The 14521-nt window shown below is 64.3% G+C and carries 15 protein-coding genes; 14 read left to right on the top strand and 1 reads right to left on the bottom strand.

What is annotated here, in order from left to right; translation table 11 throughout:
- Nucleotides 1–55 precede the first annotated feature (55 nt).
- From rpoZ to DN611_RS07640, 14 genes are all read left to right on the top strand, one after another.
- Nucleotides 56–304 carry a DNA-directed RNA polymerase subunit omega gene (rpoZ, locus tag DN611_RS07700; protein WP_021749899.1) on the top strand — a complete coding sequence of 83 codons (249 nt, stop codon included), beginning with the start codon at nt 56–58 and terminating at the stop codon, nt 302–304.
- An 18-nt stretch (nt 305–322) separates the two neighbouring features.
- Entirely contained in the window at nt 323–2782 is a 2460-nt protein-coding gene (gene priA, locus DN611_RS07695) for a replication restart helicase PriA (protein ID WP_119311021.1), read from the top strand.
- A gap of 28 nt (nt 2783–2810) precedes the next feature.
- Nucleotides 2811–3341 (top strand): peptide deformylase, encoded by a 531-nt coding sequence (def, locus tag DN611_RS07690; RefSeq protein ID WP_021749901.1) that lies wholly within the window; start codon nt 2811–2813, stop codon nt 3339–3341.
- A gap of 4 nt (nt 3342–3345) precedes the next feature.
- On the top strand, nt 3346–4260 hold the full coding sequence (gene fmt, locus DN611_RS07685) for a methionyl-tRNA formyltransferase (RefSeq protein WP_021749902.1): 915 nt from the start codon (nt 3346–3348) through the stop codon (nt 4258–4260).
- A gap of 32 nt (nt 4261–4292) precedes the next feature.
- On the top strand, nt 4293–5036 hold the full coding sequence (locus DN611_RS07680) for a zinc metallopeptidase (protein WP_119311020.1): 744 nt from the start codon (nt 4293–4295) through the stop codon (nt 5034–5036).
- The gene (gene rsmB, locus DN611_RS07675; RefSeq protein WP_119311019.1) at nt 5033–6358 is read left to right on the top strand and encodes a 16S rRNA (cytosine(967)-C(5))-methyltransferase RsmB; all 1326 of its coding nucleotides are present in this window, start codon (nt 5033–5035) and stop codon (nt 6356–6358) included. Before DN611_RS07680 ends, rsmB begins: the two co-directional genes overlap by 4 nt.
- A 10-nt stretch (nt 6359–6368) precedes the next feature.
- Complete coding sequence (rlmN, locus tag DN611_RS07670) at nt 6369–7412, top strand: 23S rRNA (adenine(2503)-C(2))-methyltransferase RlmN (RefSeq protein ID WP_021749905.1); 1044 nt, start codon at nt 6369–6371, stop codon at nt 7410–7412.
- Nucleotides 7409–8155, top strand: coding sequence for a Stp1/IreP family PP2C-type Ser/Thr phosphatase (locus tag DN611_RS07665; RefSeq protein WP_021749906.1), 747 nt, complete (start codon nt 7409–7411; stop codon nt 8153–8155). The genes rlmN and DN611_RS07665 overlap by 4 nt, the downstream gene beginning before the upstream one ends.
- A 13-nt stretch (nt 8156–8168) precedes the next feature.
- The gene (pknB, locus tag DN611_RS07660) at nt 8169–10175 is read left to right on the top strand and encodes a Stk1 family PASTA domain-containing Ser/Thr kinase (protein ID WP_119311018.1); all 2007 of its coding nucleotides are present in this window, start codon (nt 8169–8171) and stop codon (nt 10173–10175) included.
- Nucleotides 10168–11055: a ribosome small subunit-dependent GTPase A gene (gene rsgA, locus DN611_RS07655; RefSeq protein ID WP_021749908.1), complete on the top strand. Its 888-nt coding sequence runs from the start codon at nt 10168–10170 to the stop codon at nt 11053–11055. The genes pknB and rsgA overlap by 8 nt, the downstream gene beginning before the upstream one ends.
- Nucleotides 11056–11164: 109 nt before the next feature.
- Complete coding sequence (locus tag DN611_RS16810; RefSeq protein ID WP_021749909.1) at nt 11165–11320, top strand: hypothetical protein; 156 nt, start codon at nt 11165–11167, stop codon at nt 11318–11320.
- Nucleotides 11321–11335: 15 nt separating this feature from the next.
- On the top strand, nt 11336–11410 hold the full coding sequence (gene spoVM, locus DN611_RS17295) for a stage V sporulation protein SpoVM (RefSeq protein WP_119311903.1): 75 nt from the start codon (nt 11336–11338) through the stop codon (nt 11408–11410).
- Between the two features lie 177 nt (nt 11411–11587).
- Complete coding sequence (locus tag DN611_RS07645; RefSeq protein WP_021749911.1) at nt 11588–13126, top strand: DUF3794 and LysM peptidoglycan-binding domain-containing protein; 1539 nt, start codon at nt 11588–11590, stop codon at nt 13124–13126.
- A 91-nt stretch (nt 13127–13217) separates the two neighbouring features.
- Nucleotides 13218–13643 (top strand): hypothetical protein, encoded by a 426-nt coding sequence (locus DN611_RS07640; RefSeq protein WP_021749912.1) that lies wholly within the window; start codon nt 13218–13220, stop codon nt 13641–13643.
- Between the two features lie 90 nt (nt 13644–13733).
- Here DN611_RS07640 and DN611_RS07635 read toward each other — a convergent pair whose 3' ends face one another.
- Nucleotides 13734–14519, bottom strand: a complete 786-nt coding sequence (locus DN611_RS07635; RefSeq protein ID WP_021749913.1) for an amino acid ABC transporter ATP-binding protein — start codon at nt 14517–14519, stop codon at nt 13734–13736.
- Between the last annotated feature and the right edge of the window lie 2 nt (nt 14520–14521).

The raw sequence follows: 14521 nt of genomic DNA, 5'->3' as shown, positions 1-14521 counted from the left end.
CGCTTTGTCCATAAATAAATTTACGCCTGCAAGGCAGATAGGAAGTTGATCCATTATGATGCTGTATCCCGCAATGAACAAGCTGACCGGCTATATCCCCAACCGCTATATGCTGGTGGACGTGGTGGCCCGCCGGGCCCGGCAGATCGCCGACGAGGCGGAGGAGACTGGCGAGCATCTGACGGAGAAGCCCGTCACCCTGGCCATCCAGGAAGTGGCGGACGGCAAGCTGGACGCCAGAAACATGGACCTGACCATTGAGGAACCGGAGGATCTACAGCCGGCGGAGGAAGAGGCACAGTAACAACAGGAGGGGCGAGGCATGGAAACCGCTGAGATCGTGAAAATCGCGGTGAGCGCCGCGCCCTATTCCATTGACAAGCCCTATGACTACTTGGTTCCCCCGGAGCTGCTGGAAACGGCGGTACCCGGCGTCCGGGTCACCGTGCCCTTCGGCCGGGGCAACCGCACCAGTGAGGGCATTATTCTGGCCCGGACGCCAGGTGAAAAGATGCAGGGGCTCAAACCCCTGCTGTCGGTCCTGGACCGAGGGCCGGTACTGGACGGCGATGGCATCGCCCTGGCATTGTGGCTGCGGCAGCGGTACTTCTGCACGCTGTTTGAAGCGGTGAAGGCCATCCTGCCCGCCGGACTCTGGTACCAGATCCGGGAGGTCTGGCATGTGGCAGAGGGCATGGACCGCTGCGCGGCCGACGGCGCGGCCACCGGCATCCGACGGGCCGCCCCGGTGCTGGACGCCTTGTTTGCCGCCGGAGGCTCCGCAGAGCTGTCAGTGCTGGAGGAGGCCTGCGGCAAGGAGGCTGGCACTGTGCTGCGGGCACTGCAGAAGGCCGGGGTCACGGTCTGCGAGACTGCGGCCCGCCGGAGGATCGGCGACAAGTCCCGTCGGATGGTGGAACTGGCCGTCAGCGCCGAGGAGGCCGCATCTCTGACGGAAAAGCGATCCTCCCCCCAGCGGCGGGAGGCGGTGCGTCTCCTGGCGGCAGAGGGGCGGATGAGCGCGGCGGAGGTATGCTACTTCACAGGCGTCTCCATGGCCGCCCTCCGGGGGATGGAGAAGGCGGGGATCGTGGCTTTTTCAGCGGAAGAGGAGCTGCGGCTGCCGGACCTGACGGCGGTGGAACCCAGCGGTCCTATCGTCCTCAATGAGGAACAGGAGGCGGCCTTTCAGTGTATCCGGACCCTGACGAAGACCGGGAAGCCGGAGGCGGTGCTGCTCCAGGGCGTCACCGGCAGCGGCAAGACCCAGGTCTATCTCCGTCTGGTTCAGGAAATACTGAGCCGGGGGAGGCGGGCCATGGTCCTGGTGCCGGAGATCGTGCTGACGCCCCAGATGATGCGGCGGTTCTCCGCCTGTTTTGGGGACCAGGTGGCCATGCTCCACAGCTCCCTGCGGATGACGGAGCGCTACGACCAGTGGAAGCGTATCCGCCGGGGCGAGGTCCAGGTGGTGCTGGGCACCCGGTCCGCCATCTTCGCCCCGCTGAAAAACGTGGGCCTGATCGTCCTGGACGAGGAGCAGGAGAGCAGCTATCAGTCGGAAAACCCGCCCCGGTATCACACCCGGGACGTGGCCAAATACCTCTGCGCCCGGGACAAGTCCACCTTGGTCCTGGGGTCTGCCACTCCGGCGGTGGAGACCGCCTGGAACGCGGAGCATGGGATCTATCACAAGGCGCTGCTGCGCCGGCGATATAACCGGCAGGCATTGCCGGAGGTGCTGGTGGCGGACCTGAAACAGGAAATCCGGGCGGGCAACGCCGGGATGGTGGGGCAGGTCCTCCGCACTGAGCTGGAGGAAAACTTGCGGCGGGGAGAGCAGAGCATCCTGCTGCTGAACCGCCGGGGCAGCAACAGGTATCTGCTGTGCGGGGAGTGCGGCCATGTGCCGGAGTGTCCCCGCTGCAGCGTGGCGCTGACGTATCACTCCGCCAATGGACGGCTGATGTGCCACTACTGCGGCCACTCGGAGCGATCCAGCGACACCTGCCCCGTCTGCGGCGGCATCATGAAGCACGTGGGCACCGGCACTCAGAAGGTGGAGGAGGAGCTCCACGATCTGTTCCCGGGTACGGAGGTGCTGCGGATGGACGCAGACACCGCCGCGGGCCGTCATGAGCAGCTGCTGGACAAGTTTGAGCGGGAGCAGATTCCCATCCTCCTGGGCACCCAGATGGTGGCCAAGGGGCTGGACTTTCCCCAGGTGACACTGGTGGGGGTTCTGGCTGCGGATCTGTCCCTGTATGTAGACAACTACCGGGCCGCCGAGCGGACCTTCAGCCTGCTGACCCAGGTGGTGGGCCGGGCGGGCCGGGGCGGCAGTGCCGGCCGGGCGGTGATCCAGACCTACACCCCGGAAAACGATGTGATCCAGTGCGCGGCTCGGCAGGATTACCAGGGGTTTTATGAGCGGGAGATCCGGATGCGGCGATTGCGGCGGTTTCCGCCATTTGCAGACCTCTTCACCTTCACCGTCTCCGGTACCGAGGAGGGCGCCGTCCTCCGGGCCGCCGTCGCAGTGCGGGAAGAGCTGCGCCGCCTCTGCGCCCTGCCGGAGCTGGCGGCCGGAGAACCGGAGGTGCTGGGTCCCGCCCCTGCGCCGGTGATGAAGCTGAATAACCGCTACCGCTACCGCTGCCTGCTGGTGGGAAAGAACGACAGGCCCACCCGAGAGGCGGTGAGCTGGCTGCTGAAGGCATTTGCAAACGACCGCGCCAACCGCGGGATGAATCTATTTGTGGACTGCAACTCCATGGAGTGAGCAGCGTTTTGAAGGAGGTCAAGGACTTATGGCTTTACGGAAGATCGTGGTGCAGGGAGAGGAGTGCCTGACAAAGGTGTGCCGCCCTGTGACGGAGTTCAACCCTCACCTGCACCAGTTGCTGGACGATATGCTGGAAACACTGGAGGATGCCAATGGCGCTGGGCTGGCTGCTCCCCAGGTGGGAGTGCTGCGCCGGGTGTGCGTGGTGCTGGACGAGGACTCTGAGGAGTATATCGAACTGGTGAACCCGGAGATCGTGGCTCAGAGCGGCGAGCAGACCGGGCTGGAGGGCTGCCTCAGCGTGCCCGGCAAATGGGGCATCGTCACCCGGCCGGACGTGGTCCGGGTCCGGGCCCAGGACCGGTATGGCGACTGGTTCGAGGTGGAGGGCGAGGGCCTGACGGCCCGAGCCTTCTGCCACGAGATCGAGCATCTGGACGGCCATCTGTTTGTGGAGCACATCGACCACTTCCTCTCTGATGAGGAGCTTCGGGACTATCTGGAGCAGGAAGAGCGGGAGGCCCGTGAGGCCGCAGAAGCTCAGGAAGGGGAGTGAGCCCATGCGGATCCTGTTCATGGGCACGCCGGACTTCGCCGTGGCGTCCTTGCGGCGGCTGGTGGCCGACGGCCATGAGGTCTGCGGCGTGTTCACGCAGCCGGACAAGCCCAAAAACCGGGGACATAAGCTGGTGCCAACGCCTGTAAAGGAATTTGCTTTGACAGAAAATATTCCCGTCTATCAGCCTTTGAAGATGCGGGACGGCACGGCGCTGGAGCTGGTGCAGTCCCTGGCACCGGAGCTGACGGTGGTGGCGGCCTACGGCCGCATCCTGCCGGAGGACATTCTGGAGGCGCCCAGATACGGCTCTATCAACGTCCACTCGTCTCTGCTGCCCAAGTATCGGGGGGCGGCCCCCATCAACTGGGCCATCCTGAACGGGGAGGAGACTACCGGCGTCTCCATCATGTATATGGCGAAGGAGCTGGACGCAGGGGACGTGATCCTGCAGAAGGAGACTCCCATCGGCCCGGACGAGGACGCCCAGGCCCTGACGGTGCGCCTGGCGGACCTGGGGGCAGAGGCCCTCAGCGAGGCGGTGGCGGCCATCGGAAACGGCACAGCCGCCCGGACACCCCAGGATGAGAGCCGTCAGACCTACGCCTCCATGCTGACAAAAGAGATGTCCCCCATCGACTGGACCCGCTCCGCCCGGGAGATCGACTGTCAGGTCCGGGGACTGATTCCCTGGCCCTGCGCGGCCTGCGAGCTGGCAGGGCAGCGGTTCAAGGTCTACCGCACCGCCCCCGGCGAACAGACCGGCGCGGCGCCCGGTACAGTGCTCTCCGCCGGGAAGCAGGGCATCCAGGTGGCCTGCGGCAGGGGAGAGAGCCTGTATCTCACGGAGATCCAGGCGGAGGGCGGCAAGCGCATGGCTGCGGCGTCCTATCTGCTGGGCCACCCGTTGGAGGTCTGAGCTCCGCCAGTTTCACAATTCGGGAGGTTTTTATGCCCTATTACGGTCATATCTATTACGGTTATGGCGACTTTCTTGCAAATAATCTGTACGTCCTGCTGCTGATCCCAGTGCTGCTGCTGTCCCTGTGGGCCCAGTTCCAGGTGTCCGGCAGCTTCCGGCGGTACAATGCCGTGAACAACCGGCGCCGCATCACCGGTGCCCAGGCGGCGGAAGCGGTGCTGCGGGCTCACGGGGTATTCGGTGTGCCTGTCCGGCCCTGCCGGGGAAATCTGACAGACCACTACGACCCTCGGGACAATACCATCTACCTGTCTGAGACAGTCTACGACGCCCCCACCATCGCGGCGGTGGGCGTGGCGGCCCACGAGGCGGGCCACGCTGTCCAGTACGCGGAAAACTACGGCCCTGTGCGGCTGCGCACGGCCATCATCCCCGCCACGCGGATCGGTTCCAGTCTGTCCTTCATCCTGTTGCTGGTGGGGCTGGTGCTGTACAACCAGTCTCTGTTCTTCATCGGCATCGTGCTGTTTTCCTTCACCACGCTGTTCCAGCTGGTGACGCTGCCGGTGGAGTTCAACGCCTCCGCCCGGGCCATCGCCACCATCGACGGGGCGGGCCTGCTGGATGAGGATGAGCTGCCCGGCGCCAAAAAGGTGCTGCGGGCCGCGGCGTTGACCTATGTGGCGGCGCTGCTGATGAGCCTGCTGCAGCTGATGCGGTTTGTGCTGATCTTTATCGGCCGCGGCGGCCGCGATCAGGGAGGCAGCCAATGAGGGCCCCTAATGCCCGGGACACCGCCCTGCGCGTCCTGGTGAGCTGCCGCACGGCCGGGGCCTGGGCGGATGCGGCCCTGAGGGCCCAGCTCCGCCGGGACGGCCTGTCCGGACCAGAGGCGGCGCTGTGCAGCCGTATCGTCTACGGCGTGATGCAGAACCGGCTGCTGCTGGACTTCTACCTGGGTGCCTACTGCTCCCAAAAGGTCGACCACTTGCAGCCGCCGCTGCTGGAAATTCTGCGGATTGGGGCTTATCAAATTCTGTTTCTGGATAAAATTCCCCACAGCGCCGCTGTCAATCAGGCGGTGGAGCAGGCCAAGGACAACGGCCGGGCCAAGGCAGCCGGGCTGGTGAACGCGGTGCTGCGGCAACTCTCCCGGAACAAGGTGCACCTGCCGAGGATCCCAGACCAGGATGCACTGCACAGCCTCTCCATCCGGTACAGCCATCCCAAGTGGCTGGTGAAACGCCTCCAGGCCATTCTGGGGCCGGAGACGGAAGCCTGCCTTGCGGCCGACAACGCTCCGGCGCCGCTGACGATTCAGGTGAATCCGCTGAAAGCTGCTGCGGAGGAGCTGACGGCGGAGCTGGAGGCATCCGGCGTGATTGTCCGGCCCCATCCTTGGGTGTCCGGATGCCTGGAGCTGGACCACGTCGGGGATCTGACGGCGCTGGAGCCCTTCCGAATGGGAAAATTCCTGGTCCAGGACCCGGCGGCCCGGCTGGTGTCCCAAATCGCCGGGGTGGAGCCGGGTATGCGGGTGCTGGACGTGTGCGCCGCGCCGGGAGGCAAGTCCTTCTCCGCCGCCTTTGCAATGGAGGACCAGGGGGAGATTTTGGCCTGCGACCTCCACGAGAACAAGCTGAAGCGCATCCGGGAGGGGGCGGAGCGACTGGGCCTTGCGTGCATCCAGACTACCGCCGCAGACGGCCGGGGGTTCCGGCCGGAGTGGGAGGCGCGGTTCGATGTGGTGCTGGTAGACGCCCCCTGCTCGGGTTTCGGCATCATCCGGAAGAAGCCGGATGTCCGGTACAAAAAGCCTGACGACCTGTTCGCCCTGCCGGTGATCCAGCGGGCGATCTTGGACAACGCCGCCCGGTACGTGAGGCCCGGCGGCACGCTGGTGTACTCCACCTGCACGATCCTGCCGGAGGAGAACGAGGGTGTATCCGACAGCTTCCTGGCAGAGCACCCGGACTTTTGCCGCACGCCCTTCTCCCTGTCCGGACCGGTGGGGGAGACCGAGGGCCAGGTGACTCTGTGGCCCCACCGCCACGGCACCGACGGCTTTTACATCTGCCGCATGACGCGGAATTGAGGAACGATCCATGACCGATTTGAAATCACTGACCCTGCCGGAGATGACGGCCTTCCTCCAGTCCCTGGGGGAGCCGGCCTTCCGGGGCAGGCAGGTGTTCACCTGGCTCCACCGGGGGGTGACGGACTTCGATGGGATGACCAATCTCTCCAAGTCCCTGCGGGAAAAGCTGAAGGAGACCTGTTTCATCACCGCCCCCCAGGTGGCCCGCAAGCAGGTGTCCCGGTTGGACGGGACCATCAAATACCTCTGGGAGCTGTCCGATGGCAACTGCATCGAGACGGTGCTCATGCAGTACCATCACGGCAACACCGTGTGCATCTCCTCCCAGGTGGGGTGCCGAATGGGGTGCGCCTTCTGTGCCTCCACCATCGCCGGCAAGGTCCGGGACCTGACCCCGGCGGAGATGCTGGACCAGGTGCTGTTCACCCAAAAAGACTCCGGCCTGCCCGTCTCCAACATCGTGCTGATGGGTATCGGCGAGCCGCTGGACAACCTGGACACGGTGCTGAAATTCCTGGAGCTGGTGAACCACCCCGACGGGATGAACATTGGGATGCGGCATATCTCCCTCTCCACCTGCGGCATCGTGCCGGGCATCCGGCGGCTGGCGGAGCTTGAACTTCAGCTGACTCTCTCTGTGTCCCTCCATGCGCCGGACAGCGAGACCCGATCCAAGATCATGCCCATCAACCGGGCCTATGACGTGGAGGAGCTGTTCCGGGCCTGCCACGACTACTTCGACAAGACCGGCCGCCGCATCTCCTTTGAGTACGCCATGATCGACGGGGTCAACGACCACGACTGGCAGGCGGACCTGATCGCCAGGAAGCTCCGGGGGATGCCGGGCCACGTGAATCTGATTCCCCTGAACGACGTGGTGGAGAGCCCCTACAAGCCCTCCCGCCGGATCGGGGCCTTTCAAAAACGGCTGGAATCCCACGGCATCACCGCCACCGTGCGGCGGAGCCTGGGTGGAGATATCGACGCCTCCTGCGGACAGCTCCGCCGGAAGGCCATGGAAGAAGCGCAGAAAGGGGAGTGTTCCCAATGAACCAAATGAACGTCTGGGGCATGACCGACATCGGCCTTGTCCGGAAGGAGAACCAGGACGCCTACGTCACGGCGCAGCACACGGCCTCCGGCCGCACGGTGGGCGTGGTGTGCGACGGCATGGGCGGCCCCGCCGGGGGCCGTGTGGCCAGCCAGATCGCCGTCTCCGTCTATCTGGAGGAGCTGGAGAAGCTCCTGACGGCGGATCAGACCCCTCAGCAGCTGCTGGAGGCATCCGCCCAGGCGGCAGCCCTGGCCAATCAGGCCATTCAGGCGGAGGCAGAGCGCCGGGAGGAATGCCGGAACATGGGCACTACCCTGGTGTCCGCCATCTCCTATGACGGCGGCGTGGTGGTCACCAACGTGGGGGACAGCCGGGCTTATCACATCACGGAGGACGGCATCACCCGCATCACCAAGGACCACTCCCTGGTGGAGAGCATGGTAGACCGGGGAGATATCACCGCTGAGGAGGCCCGCCGCCACCCCAGCCGCAATCTCATCACCCGGGCCCTGGGACCGGACATCTCCGCCGACTGTGACGGGTACATATGCCCGATGAACGCCGGGGAGTATCTGCTGCTGTGTTCCGACGGACTGGTGAACACCGTCACCGATCAGGAGATGCTCTTCGAGGTCATCCACGGGGACGGGCCGGACACCTGCCTGGACCGGCTGCTGGCCATCGCCAAGCGCCAGGGCGCGCCGGACAATGTCACGGCCGTCCTGATGCAAAAACAGTAAAGGGGGGAGACACATGGAACACAAGGACCCGTATATTGGAAAAATGCTGGACAACCGCTATGAGATTCTGGAGCGTATCGGCACCGGGGGCATGGCGATTGTGTACAAGGCCAAGTGCCACCGGCTGAACCGCCTGGTGGCCGTCAAGATTCTCAAGAGCGACCTGGCCCAGGACGAGGACTTCCGCCGCCGGTTCAACGCAGAATCCCAGGCAGTCGCCCAACTGTCTCACCCCAACATCGTATCGGTGTACGACGTGTCCAAGGGCGGCGATATCGAGTATATCGTCATGGAGCTGATCGACGGCATCACGCTGAAGCAGTACATGGAGAAGCGGGGGCAGCTAAACTGGCGGGAGTCGCTGCACTTCATTACACAGATCATGCGGGGCCTCAGCCACGCCCACAGCCGGGGCATCGTCCACCGGGACATCAAGCCCCAGAACGTGATGGTGCTGCGGGACGGCAGCGTGAAGGTAGCCGACTTCGGCATCGCCTGCCTGGAGAACGCCGCCCAGACCCTGACCCAGGAGGCTCTGGGCTCCGTCCACTACATCTCTCCGGAGCAGGCCCGCGGGGACCGCACCGACGCCCGCAGCGACATCTATTCCGCCGGCGTGGTGCTGTATGAGATGCTCACCGGCCGCCTGCCCTTTGAGGGGGACAGCGCCGTGTCTGTGGCCATCCAGCACCTGAGCTCCGTGCCCCTGGCGCCCCGGGAGGTGAATCCGGACATCCCGGAGCAGCTGGAGCTGATCTGCATGAAGGCCATGGCGCCGGATCTGGAGAAACGCTACCCCTCTGCAGACGCGATGATCGCAGATCTGGAGGCCTTTCGGAAGAACCCCGGCGTGAATCTGGACTTCGAGCTGTCCGACCTGCGGCCGGAGGAGACCGACGAGCCCACTCAGAAGCTCCGTTCCGCTGTGCCGCCCCAGCTCCACCGGCAGGGCCGGGAGCCCTCCTATGAGCGGGGACGCCGGTGGGAGGAGGATCGCTACGAGGACGAACAGCCCTCCCGCCTCAGCGGCGGCAAGAAGATCGCGCTGATCGGCGGCGGTGCCGTAGTGGTCGTGGTGGTCCTGTTCTTCCTGTTCCGGGCCATCTTCGCCTCCTTTGTCCCGGCGGCGCCGGACACCTACACCGTACCCAAGCTGGTGGGCATGACGGAGGAGCAGGCCAACGAGCAGGCCAGTGTGGCGGACGGCACCTTCCAGGTGGTGGTGGCGGGCACCGAGGCCAGCGACGCCGCCGTGGGTGAAATCATCCGCCAGGACCCGGAGCCGGACACGGAGAAGAAGGGTGAGCTGCCCATCACCATCAACGTCTGGGTCAGCGCCGGTGAGGACGTGGGCACCATGCCGGACCTGACCACCAAGCCCATGACCTATGACCAGGCCATGACCATCCTGCAGGATCTGGTGGCGGAATATGAACTGAACGTCCAGCCCTATGAGGAGACCCAGAAGGAGTACGATGACGAGCTGGCCGTTGACGTCATCAAGTCCACCACCCCGGCGGCGAATGAAGAACTCCACAAGGGGGACACCATCACCTTTGTCCTCAGCCGGGGACCCCAGACCGTGCCGCTGATCGATTTCACGAATAGGGAACGTGCCTGGGCGGAGGACCAGCTGAAGAACGTGCTGGGCCTGGAGGTCGAGGTCCATGAGGAGGCCAACGACACTGTGGAAGCGGGTCTGGTTATCCGTCAGAACCCGACGGCTACCACGCAGGTGCCTGCCGGCAGCACAGTGGAGCTGTGGGTCAGCACCGGCCCGGAGAGCGGCGGCAATGAAGACCTGCAAATGGAACCGCTGATTATCGCCCTGCCCACAGACCGGGAGACAGCAGAAGTTCAGATCGTGGTGGACGGAGTGATCAAGGTCAACGAGTCGGTCCCCTGCCGAGATGGCAACTATGTCTATGAGCTGTACGGCACCGGAACGGTCTCCGTGGAGGTGTACGTGGACGGCGTGATGGATGTGAACAATACCCATGAGGTGACTTTCGGTGAGTGAGGGACGGATCCGAAAGGCCCTCAGCGGCTTCTACTATGTGGACACCGGCAGCGAGGTGCTCACCTGCCGGGCCCGGGGCAAGTTTCGGAAGGAGGGCATCTCCCCTCTGGTGGGGGACCGGGTGGAGGTCCGGGAGCTGGGGAACGGCGAGGGCTTTGTGGAGGCCATCCTGCCCCGGAAGAACGCATTTTCCCGGCCGGCGGTGGCCAACATCGACCAGCTGGTGGTCATCGCCTCCGGTGCCATCCCCAAAACAGACCCGTTCCTCATTGACCGGGTGGCGGCCATCGCAGCACTGAAAGGATGCAGCGTGATGGTGCTGCTGAACAAATGCGATCTGGACTGTGCCGATGCGCTGTACGCCGTTTACGCAGCCGCCGGATTTCCAACTCTGCGGGTCAGCGCGGAGACCGGGGAGGGGATCGAGGAATTGAAGCCCCTGATCGCCGGGAAGCTGTCTGCCTTTACAGGGAATTCCGGTGTGGGAAAGTCCAGCATCCTGAATGCCCTGGATCCGGCGTTTCAGCTCCAGGTTGGGGACGTGAGTCAGGCGTTGGGCCGGGGCCGCCATACCACCCGGCACGTGGAGCTGTTCCACCTGAGCTGCGGGGCGGACGTTGTGGACTCCCCGGGCTTCTCCTCCTTTGAGACCGATGAGCTGAATCTGGAGCTGAAGCACCGCCTGCCGGAGACCTTTGTGGAGTTCCGGCCTTATCTGGACCAGTGCCGCTTCGTGGGGTGCAGCCACACCAAGGAGAAAGGCTGCGCCGTGCTGGAGGCGGTGCGCGCTGGCAAGATCCAACGGAGCCGCCACGCCAGCTATGTGCGCCTGTATGAGGAGCTGAAGCCCCTCCAGGACTGGCAGGAGCGGAAGAAGTGAATCGCGCGGAAGAGGCGGGCATCTGCCCGCCTCTTTTTGTGTGCCCTGCCTTTTGTACCAGGACAGGCAGCGGCGTATATAATGGGAGTGAGAAAGGGGCGTGGGGCGTATGTTTCGGAGAGGCGGCGGATGCTGGATACTGGGCGTCTGTGCGGTGGCGCTGGGGGCCGGGATCCTGATTGCGGCGATCTTTCCGGTAGGGGCGCTGATGTTTTTGGTGGCGGTCCTGCTGATTGCGTGCGGCTGCGCCTGCTGCAGGCGTTAGAAAGGAGCAAATATCATGCGAATTGTAGTGTGGAAGTCCCCCAAAGCCCTCAGCGGCATTCTGCGGAAGCTGTTCAAGATTTCGGAATAAGCAGTCCCGGCCGGGCATACAGTGTCAGCAGAGCGAGACTCCGTGGACAACATGGCGGCGCACAGGGGCGGGAGAGCGGCCGCTGGCGGCCCCTCCCGCCCCGTACCGTTTTCCAGGCGGCGGGAAACGGCTGCGCCGTCCATCGGAGGACCAACGGCCGGAAAGGAAGGGCGAACCATGGAACTGGAATTGAAAAAGGCCTGCTTCGACGCCTATGAGGCGGCGGGAGAGCTGACATTGACTCAGGAGGAGACAGCGGAGACCATCGTGCCGGACTACTGTCCGGACATTGCGCGGATCATCGAGACCACGGGCAAGGTGTTCCTCCACAGCCGGGAGATGCGGGACGGCAGGGCAGAGATCTCCGGCACCGTCCGGGTGACGGTGCTGTACACGCCGGAGGGGGAGGGGGGCATCCGGACCCTGGAATTTGCCATGCCCTTCACGGTGGAGACCGACGGACGCAGTCTGCCGGACTGCGCGGCGCTGCTGGCGGACACGGAGCCGGAGCTTCTGGAGACCCGGATGCTGAACCCCCGCAAGGTCTTCACCCACTGCAAGCTGGTGACGCGGCTGACGGGCTATCAGCGCAGTCCCTTATGCTTCTGCACGGATGCAGAGGCGGGGCCGGAACTGTGCATCGAAAAAAAGCAGGAGCAGCAGCACGCCATCGTGCTGACCCACATTGCGGAGAAGGACTTCACCTTCTCCGAACAGATGGACCTGTCCCCGGGCAGAGAGGGAGCGGCGGAGATCCTCACCAGCCGGGTGAACAGCACTGTGACGGAGACGAAGATCGTGGGCAGCAAGCTGCTGTTCAAGGGTATCTTCACCGTCAGCCTCCTGTACCGGACGGCGGACGGCCGCTGCTGCGCCGCGTCCGGAGAGCTGCCGTTCTCTCAGATCCTGGAGGTGGAAGGCGCCCCGGAGGGCGCAGAGCCATCGGTGCGCCTCCAGTTCACCGGCGCGGATCTGCAGGTCGACGGCGCCGACGCCGAGGGCCGGGAGATCGCGGTGACGCTATACCTCCACGCCACAGCTCTGCTGCGCCAGACCCAGGAACTGACGCTCCTCAGTGACCTCTACTCCACTGCCTATGATCTGACTTATGACGCCGCGCCTCTAGAACTCACCAGCTTTCGGGAACAGTTCACCCGCCGTCAGACGGTGCGGGAGGTGCTGGAGATCGGTGTGGTGGCGGATTCCATCCTGGCCCTCTCCGTCACCTGCGGAGCTGTTTCCGTCAGTCGGGAGGGGGCGGGCGTGGTCCTGCGGACCGGGGCGTCTGTCCGGGCACTGTATCTGGACGAGGGGGGCGTGCCTCTGGTGGCGGAGCGGAGCATCGACGTCAGCTGCCAGCTGGAGCTGCCGGAGGACTGCCGGGTCGCTGCCCGGGCCGTCTGCCCGGAAGAGGTCCAGGGCAGCCTGACGGACCGGGGCATCGAGGTCCGGTTCCCGGTGGACTTCCGGGCGGAGGCGGCCCAGCGTGTGAAACGGGTGTGCGTGTCCGCAGGAAAGATCAATACAGACGCGCCTAAGGAGACCACCGGCGCGCCGTCCCTGGTGCTGCGTTGCCTGGGGAAGCAGGAGACCGCCTGGGATCTGGCGAAACGGTACAACACCACCATCGGCGTGATCCTGGCAGCCAATCAACTGGAGACGGAAGGAGATATCTCCCGGGACCAGCTGCTGCTGATCCCCCGGAAGCGGACCTGAGTCACCCTTGACGGGTCCGGCAGCCCATGGTAGACTGGAAAAAACGGGTATTCGGTCTGTTTCGTCTGCCCTCTGGGAAGTGGAGGTGCCTATGCCGGACTTTGCGGTGCGTGTTCGGGGAGCCAAGGGGAGGAGCTGGCGGTCCCCGAGGCGGCTGGTAGCGGTTTACCTGGGACTCTGGGTTTTTGCCCTGGTGGTGTTCTTGTTGATGGACCCCACGGACGCCATGGGGTACGCCCTTTTATTCCACTGGCTGCTCCTGCCCATCGCCGCCTTTGTGATCTCCCTGCGGATTGGGGAACTGGTCCGCAGGGATGGGCGCATGTGGCTGCTGCCTCTGGCCCTGGGACTTTTGTATATGCTGGCGGACTTTCTCACCTTCCGGCTCGCCAATATGTTGGCCTTTGACAAGATCAACCTGCCTCAGTGGGACCTGTTTTTCATCGGGGCGGCCATCTCTGCCCTGGGCCTTCTCATCGGGCGATTGCTGGGCCGCCGGAGATCCAAACCTGCCTGATTGACGGAGTTTCCCGTTGCCCCGTCTTAACAAGACGGCACAAGATAACAAAAGAGCGGAGCATCAGCTCCGCTCTTTTTCTGTTCCGTTTTATCCCTCGGAATATCGGGCGAGGAACTGACGGGTCCGTTCCTCCCTGGGGTGCTCAATGACTTGGTGGGCGTCACCCTGCTCCACGATGACGCCGCCGTCCATGAAGATCACCTGGTCTGCCACATCCCGGGCAAAGGCCATCTCATGGGTGACGATAATCATGGTGGTCCGCTGTTCCGCCAGCTCCCGAATGACCCGAAGCACCTCGCCGGTGAGTTCCGGGTCCAGGGCGGAGGTGGGCTCGTCAAAGCAGAGGATGTCCGGGTGCAAGGCCAGGGCCCGGGCGATGGCCACCCGCTGCTGCTGTCCGCCGGAGAGCTGGCTGGGGTAGTGATTTGCCCGCTCACTGAGGCCCATCTTCGCCAGCAGCTCCCGGCCGTCCGCTTGGATCTCCTCCAGGATTTGCTTTTTGTTCTGCTTGAAGTCCGGCTGCTCCTGGGCCAGCAGCTCCCGGGCCAGGGTGACGTTCTTCAGCGCCGTGTATTGGGGGAACAGATTGAAGGACTGAAACACCAGCCCGAAGTGGAGCCGCTTCTTCCGCACCTCGCTCTCCCGCTGGGTGGCGGGATCAGCGGCGTCAAAAATCAGATTACCCGCCACAGAGATGGTACCCTGCTCCGGCTTCTCCAGGAAATTCAGGCACCGCAGCAGGGTGGTTTTGCCGGAGCCGGAGGAGCCGATGATGGCCAGGGCCTGGCCCTGCTCCAGATCAAAGCTGATGTCCTCCAGCACCCGGGTGGCGCCGAAATGCTTTTCAATGTGATGTACTTCCAGAATTGCCATAA

This window comes from Oscillibacter sp. PEA192, from assembly GCF_003574015.1.
Lineage (GTDB): Bacteria > Bacillota > Clostridia > Oscillospirales > Oscillospiraceae > Oscillibacter > Oscillibacter welbionis.
This window is presented reverse-complemented; position numbering and strand designations above follow the sequence as displayed.